Source organism: Rothia kristinae NBRC 15354 (assembly GCF_001570865.1).
GTDB classification, from domain to species: domain Bacteria; phylum Actinomycetota; class Actinomycetes; order Actinomycetales; family Micrococcaceae; genus Rothia; species Rothia kristinae.
In genome coordinates, this window is record NZ_BCSM01000014.1 from 73,498 (window position 1) to 80,168 (window position 6,671).

General features: G+C 70.5%; 5 protein-coding genes and 1 tRNA gene. 1 reads left to right on the forward strand and 5 read right to left on the reverse strand.

Features of this window, described 5'->3' with window-relative positions; genetic code table 11:
• Nucleotides 1–39: 39 nt before the first annotated feature.
• The 5 genes from KKR01S_RS08995 to KKR01S_RS09015 all read right to left on the reverse strand — a co-directional run bounded on the left by KKR01S_RS08995 (nt 40) and on the right by KKR01S_RS09015 (nt 3,793).
• Nucleotides 40–1,002: a 1-phosphofructokinase family hexose kinase gene (locus KKR01S_RS08995; protein ID WP_055684245.1), complete on the reverse strand. Its 963-nt coding sequence runs from the start codon at nt 1,000–1,002 to the stop codon at nt 40–42.
• On the reverse strand, nt 999–1,790 hold the full coding sequence (locus tag KKR01S_RS09000; protein WP_055684244.1) for a DeoR/GlpR family DNA-binding transcription regulator: 792 nt from the start codon (nt 1,788–1,790) through the stop codon (nt 999–1,001). The genes KKR01S_RS08995 and KKR01S_RS09000 overlap by 4 nt, the downstream gene beginning before the upstream one ends.
• 182 nt (nt 1,791–1,972) lie before the next feature.
• Entirely contained in the window at nt 1,973–2,593 is a 621-nt protein-coding gene (locus KKR01S_RS09005) for a histidine phosphatase family protein (RefSeq protein WP_055684243.1), read from the reverse strand.
• Nucleotides 2,594–2,723: 130 nt separating this feature from the next.
• Nucleotides 2,724–2,797, reverse strand: a tRNA-Thr gene (locus KKR01S_RS09010).
• Nucleotides 2,798–2,911: 114 nt separating this feature from the next.
• Nucleotides 2,912–3,793, reverse strand: a complete 882-nt coding sequence (locus KKR01S_RS09015; protein ID WP_058730431.1) for a DsbA family protein — start codon at nt 3,791–3,793, stop codon at nt 2,912–2,914.
• A 149-nt stretch (nt 3,794–3,942) separates the two neighbouring features.
• Here KKR01S_RS09015 and otsB point away from each other — a divergent pair, with 149 nt between their 5' ends.
• Nucleotides 3,943–6,399 (forward strand): trehalose-phosphatase, encoded by a 2,457-nt coding sequence (gene otsB / locus KKR01S_RS10615; RefSeq protein WP_064724926.1) that lies wholly within the window; start codon nt 3,943–3,945, stop codon nt 6,397–6,399.
• Nucleotides 6,400–6,671 lie beyond the last annotated feature (272 nt).

Here is a 6,671-nt window from a genome sequence, read left to right on the forward strand (position 1 = left end):
GCGGTGCGCACGCGATCGAAGGGGTGGGGCCGTCCGGACTCACGAGCTGAGTTCCGTCACGGTGACGGCCTCCGGGGTGGTCTCCTCCAGGGTCGGCACCTGGGTGCCGGGCAGGGAGGCGGCGGCGGAGCCGTGGGCAACGGCCTGCACGAGGCATTCGCGGGGGGTGCGTCCGGCCTCGTGGGCCAGGAGGTACCCGGCCAGCGAGCAGTCGCCGGCCCCCACCGTGCTGCGGGCGCGGATCGGGGCGTGCTGGGCGTGCCAGGCGCCGTCCGCGGTGACCAGCACCGCGCCCTTGGCGCCCAGGGTGGCCAGCACAGCCTCGACCCCCCGGTCCACGAGCTCGCGGGCGGTGTCCGCGGTGGCCTGCGGGTGCGCCTCCAGCTGCTCCCACTCCCCCGGGCGGCCCACCAGCTCGGCCAGCTCCTCGGAGTTGGGCTTGATGAGGTTGGGCAGGCCGTCCTGGCCGTTGAGGGTGTCGCGCAGCGCGGCCCCGGAGGTGTCCACCGCGATGCGCGGGGCCTGATCGCCCAGGGACTCGCGCACGGCGCGGGAGACGACGGCGTAGTAGTCGCTGGGCACCCCGGGCGGCAGGGAGCCGGCCATGACCAGCCAGCTGCTGCCCTGGGCCTCGCGGATCAGCAGCCGCGTCAGCTCGCGCTGGGCGAGGTCGTCCACGGGCTCACCGGGGGCGTTGATCTTGGTGGTGGTGCCGTCCGGCTCGGCCACGGTCACGTTGGTGCGGATGGGCGCTCCGGTGGCCAGGTTGGAGTAGCGGACCTGGGCGGCGGTCAGCGCCTCCAGCACGGGGTCCCCGTCGTCCCCGGGCAGCACGGCGACGGTGCGCACGCCGGAGACGCTCAGGGCGCGGGCGATGTTCACCCCCTTGCCGCCGGGGTCGGCGACGGAGCGGCTGGCGCGGATGACGGTCCCGCGCGCCAGGGGCGCGGGGATCTCCACCGTGCGATCCAGGCTCGGATTGGCGGTCAGGGTCACGATCATGCGATGAGCACCTCTACGTTGGCTTGTTCCAGGGACTCGGCCAGGGAGCCCTCCGGCGCCCGGTCGGTGATGATGGCGTCCAGATCCTCCAGGCCAGCGAAGCGTACCAGGGACTCCTGGCCGAACTTCGCAGAATCGCACAGCAGAACCACGCGGCGGGCGGAGCGGACGATGGCGGTCTTCACGATCGCCTCGTTGAGCCCCGGGGTGGACAGTCCGAACTCCTCGTCCAGCCCGTTGACTCCGATCAGGGCGATGTCGGGGCGGATGCTGGCGAAGTGCTCGGCGGGGCGCGATCCCACCGCGGCCCAGGTCATCTTGCGCAGCTGCCCGCCGACCAGGTCGATGACGACGCCGCTGGCCTCGGCGAGCTTGACGGCGATGTGCAGGGCGTGGGTGATGATGATCCGGTCTGCACCGTTCTTCAGGGTGAAGTCCGAGGAGGCGATGAGGTCCGCGAGGATCTCGGTGGTGGATCCGGCGTCCAGGACGACGGCGCCGGCGTCGGATTCCCGCAGCAGCTGGTAGGCCCGGGCGGCGATGCGCTGCTTCTCCGGGGTGTTCATGGACTGGCGGGAGCCGATGCTGGATTCCACGGAGGTGGACTGCTCGGCCGTGACCGCCCCGCCGTGGACCCGGCGCAGCTTCCCGTCCGCCTCGAGGGCGGCCAGATCCCGTCGCACCGTCTCCATGGTGACGTCGTAGCGCCGGGCGAGTTCAGCACCATTGACTCGCCGCGCGGTGGCGACCAGCTTGGCGATCTCCGCCCGTCGTTCCTCAGCGAACATGGTGAAACACTCCTTGACGGCGACGAACAGTGGGCTCGTCTGCGCTCCCTTGATTTTATGTGGTTTTGTTTGGCTTGGTCAACGAGGACGGACCCAACCGGTCACAAACGCACACTCGTGGAGGCGGGAAAGCGCGGAGCGGGCGGGGCCTGAGGTGAGAGGCCGCCGGGCCGTGCGGCGACTCAGGCCTCGCCGTCGTCCAGGGAGGAGGGATCCCAGGCGAACAGCCCCTCCAGATCCACCTCCAGCGGCTCGGCGTTGGGCACGGTGGCCCGCCAGTCCCCCGGGGTGGTGGCCAGCAGCACCCGGCGGATCAGGGTGCCGTGACTGACGGCCAGGATCCGCTCTCCGGGGTGGGCCCGCACCAGCTCGCGGCAGGCGGCCACTCCGCGGCGGTAGACCTCGGCCTCGGCCTCCACGTCCTCGTAGAGGTCCTGCGGGTGACGCGAGTCCTCATAATCCAGCACCTGGCCCTCCGCGGTGCCGTAGTGGCGTTCGATGATCCCGGGCACGGTCTGCGCCACAGGGAGCCCCACCTGCTCCCCGATGATCTCGGCGGTCTCCCGGGCCCGGCCCAGCGGGGAGCAGACCAGCAGGTCCCAGCTCTCGGCAAGCTCCGCGATCCGCCGCCCGGCCTCCCGGGCCTGAGCCCGCCCGGTGTCGTTCAGGGGGATGTCGGAGGTGCCCTGCATCCGGCCTGCGGCGTTCCAGTCCGTCTGTCCGTGGCGCACGAGCACCAGGCGCCCGGAGAGCAGGGACGGCTCGATCGGCTGGGAGGCTGCGCGGTGCTCGGCGGGGGCCACGGGGATCCTTTCGACGGGTGGGGCGGACAGCTTCCGATCCTACTGCCGATGCCCCCTCCCCGATCGCCGCACGCGGCGCAGACGCGCCGACCCGGTCAGGGATCACCTGACCGGGTCGGCGCGTGCGCGGAGCCCCCTGCCGGATTCGAACCGGCGACCCTCTGTTTACAAGACAGATGCTCTGGCCAGCTGAGCTAAGGAGGCGGGGACCCGCACCGCCGGCGGAGAGGTTCCGCGGGGCGGTTGCGGGTCTCCAGCAGGATACCCGGTGCCCCCGGGGCCGCCCAATCGCCGGGCGGCGCTCCGAGGGCGGACGGGTCAGGATTCCTTCTTGGCCTTGATCGCCTCATCCAGGGCCGAGGAGAAGTCCGTCGTCTGGGTCTCGGTGCTGTCCACGTAGACCGTGGGGGTGCCCTGGATGCCGTTCTCCTTGGACTCGGCGACGGTGACGTTGACCATCGGCCGGTAGTCCATCGAGTCCATCGCGCTCTTGATGTCCGCGCCGTACTTGGAGGCGATGTCCTCCAGCTCGGAGTTCTTCAGCCCGCCTTCGCCCTGGTGGGAGAACATCTCCTCCTGCCAGTCCAGGAACTTCTCCGTGCTCACCTGCTCGGCGACCGCGTAGGCGGCCACCGCGGCGCGGGAGGAGTACTCGGTGGTGGTCTCCGCGTCGAGGAAGTTCAGGTTGCGCACCTCCAGCTCGATCTCCCCGTCCAGGACCTTCTTCTTGATGTCCTCGCCGTAGGCCTTCTCGAACTCGGCGCAGTGGATGCAGTTGTAGTCCTGGAACATGGTCAGGCGCACCGGCTTGCCGTTCTTCTTCGCCTCCTCAGCCGTGGGCAGCCCCACGGGCAGGGTGGCGGACTGCCCGTCGGAGGCGGAGGCGGAGACCGTGGAGGTCTTCAGGTCGTTGACATCACGGGAGGCTTCGTCGGAGGAGTTCTTGACGATGCCGTCCTTGGTCAGCACGATCCCGCCGTACTGGTTGGCGCTGCTGGGCACGGCCCCGGCGTCGGGGATATCGGTGCTGCGCGTCTGGGTGTAGACGATGGCGATGACCGCGATGATGACGACGAGCACCGCGATCACGGCGGCTTGCAGCCAGCGTCGGTTGGCGCTGGCGGAGCGGGCCTGTCGGTCCGCGATCTGTCGGGCCCGCTCGCGCGCGTCGGAGGTGCGCTGCGTGGAGGAAGGGGACAAGGTGATGACTCGCTTTTCGTCGCAGGGTACGTCGATCGCAGGTCAGTCTAGCGGGGCCGTCTGGACGGGTCCTGGCCGCCGGGTCATCGTCGCCTGTCCGGGCGGGCTGCCCGGGTAGGATTGTGGTGCAGACCTCGAAGGAGAACCACATGTCCGATCCAGCAGCATCCACGACTGAGGGCACCGGGCGGGGGGCCTACGACTTCGTCGTCGTCGCCAACCGCCTGCCCGTCGACCGCGTCGTCGACGACGACGGCGCCGCGTCCTGGCGGCGCTCTCCCGGCGGGCTGGTCAGCGCCCTGGCCCCCGTCATGTCCACCCACGACGGCGCCTGGGTCGGCTGGCACGGCGCCGCCGATGAGCGCCTCGAGCCCTTCGACCACGACGTCTTCCATCTAGTGCCCGTGCCCCTGTCCGAGGACGAGGTGCGCCGCTACTACGAGGGCTTCTCGAATGCGACCATCTGGCCGCTGTACCACGACGTCATCGCGCCCCCGGAGTTCCACCGCACCTGGTGGGACACCTACCGGGAGGTGAACCGGCGCTTCGCCGAGGCCGCCGCGGCCAACGCCGCCGAGAACGCGACCGTGTGGGTGCAGGACTACCAGCTGCAGCTGGTGCCCGCGATGCTGCGGACCCTGCGCCCGGACCTGACCATCGGCTTCTTCGACCACATCCCCTTCCCGCCCCTGGAGATCTTCGCGCAGCTGCCCTGGCGCCGTCAGGTGCTCACCGGGCTGCTGGGCGCGGATCTGCTGGGCTTCCAGCGCCCGGGGGACGCCTCGAACTTCCGGCGCTGCTGCGAGAAGCTGCTGGGCATCCAGTTCGACGGCGAGAAGGCGGAGGTCTCCCAGCGCCCGCGCGACGAGGTGGATGAGGACTCCCCGTCGGAGCGCTACCGCCGCACCCATTCCACCGTGCTGCCGGGGGTGACCTCCCGGCGCCGGGCCAAGCGCGAGCTGAAGGACCGGAAGCTGTCCACGTGGGTCACCCGGGCGGCTTCCTACCCCATCTCCATCGACGTGGAGGCGGTCACCGAGATGGCCTCGCGTCCGGAGACCAAGCGCCGGGCCCGGCAGATTCGGGAGGAGCTGGGCAATCCGGAGACCGTGTACCTGGGGGTGGACCGGCTGGACTACACCAAGGGGATCCGGCACCGGCTGAAGGCCTACGGGGAGCTGCTCAACGACGGCGACCTCACCGTGGAGACCTCCGCGATGATCCAGGTGGCCAGCCCCTCCCGGGAGCGGGTGGAGTCCTACATCCAGCTGCGCGAGCAGATCGAGGGCACCGTGGGGCGGCTGAACGGCCAGTTCGACACCATGGCCCACACGGCTATCCGCTATCTGCACCACAGCTACCCCTTCCCCGAGATGGTGGCCCTGTACCTGGCCTCCGACGTCATGGTCGTCTCCTCGCTGCGCGACGGGATGAACCTCGTGGCCAAGGAGTACGCGGTGGCCCACACGGACAATCGGGGTGCCCTGGTGCTCTCGGAGTTCACGGGGGCCGCGGAGCAGCTGCCCAGCGCGATCACCATCAACCCGCACGACATCGACGGCTTCAAGGACGCCCTGCTGTATGCGCGGGACATGTCGGAGGAGGAGCGGCGGACTCGGATGCGTTCGATCCGCGAGCAGATCTTCGCCCACGACGTCGAGGACTGGTCGACCCGGTTCCTGGATGACCTGTCCCGGATCCGCTCCGAGGGTCTGGGCCCGGACCCGACGACGGACGAGCTGCCGACGGTGCCGCTTCCCGTGATGGACCGAGGCCACGGACCGTTCCCCAACCAGGCCATCGAGGAGGAGCTGCAGCGGGTGGCCGAGGCCGAGAATCTGCTGGTCGCCATGGACTTCGACGGGACCCTCGCCCCGTTCACCACCCGACCCGAGGACGCCCGGCCTCTGCCGCTGTCGCAGACCTCGCTGGAGGACCTGGCCCAGCAGCCGGACACCTATGTCGCGCTGATCTCGGGACGACCCATGAGCTTCCTGCGCGAGATTGCGGATCCGGAGCATCGGATGCTGCTGTCGGGTTCCCACGGCGGGGAGTTCGACGTCTCCGCTGCGGGACAGGAATCCCCCGCCCTGACCCTCGACGAGGATCAGCGACGCGTGCTGGAGGAGGCGACCGAGGCGATCCGTGAGCTGGTGAGTCGGTATCCGGGCTCGGATATCGAGTACAAGCCGGCCGGCGTCGTGTTCCACACCCGCCCGATGGAGGATCACGGACTGGCCCAGGCCGCGGAGGCCGAGGCGGTGCGGGTTCTCAAGGGCATCGAGGGCCTGCACCTCACGCCGGGGCAGCACGTCGTGGAGTCCTCCGTGCTGCAGGTGGACAAGGGCGATGCGATGCGCCTGTTCAAGGAGGCCACCGACGCCGACTGCGCGGTGTTCGCCGGGGATGACCTCACGGACGAGCATGCCCTGAGCGCTCTGGGCGCCGAGGACCTCGGGGTGAAGGTGGGCCGCGCCGAGTCGATCGCGCGGGTGCGGGTCACCGGACCGGAGGCCATGTCGCACATGCTGGCCCGTCTGGCTCACCTGCGCCGCAAGCACACCCGCGCCCTGCAGCAGGTGGAGGAGGCGACCAGCCGAGACTGACCGAGCCGAGTGACGGCGGGGGGGGCATCCTCCCGGCACGTCACGAAGGGGCGGCGGATCGACCACGATCCGCCGCCCCTTTCACATGGCTCGTTCCGGCGACGGGACCCCCGACGACGACGTCGCCGCCGGTGGTGGCCAAGGCCCACCGCCGGCCCCGGGGGTCGCTCAGCGACGGGCCAGACTGCCCCGCCCCACGCTGCGCGCCAGCTGGCACGCTGCCCCGAAGGGCGGGGAAGGGTCTCCGGGCACGAAAAAAAGGGGGCCCCACA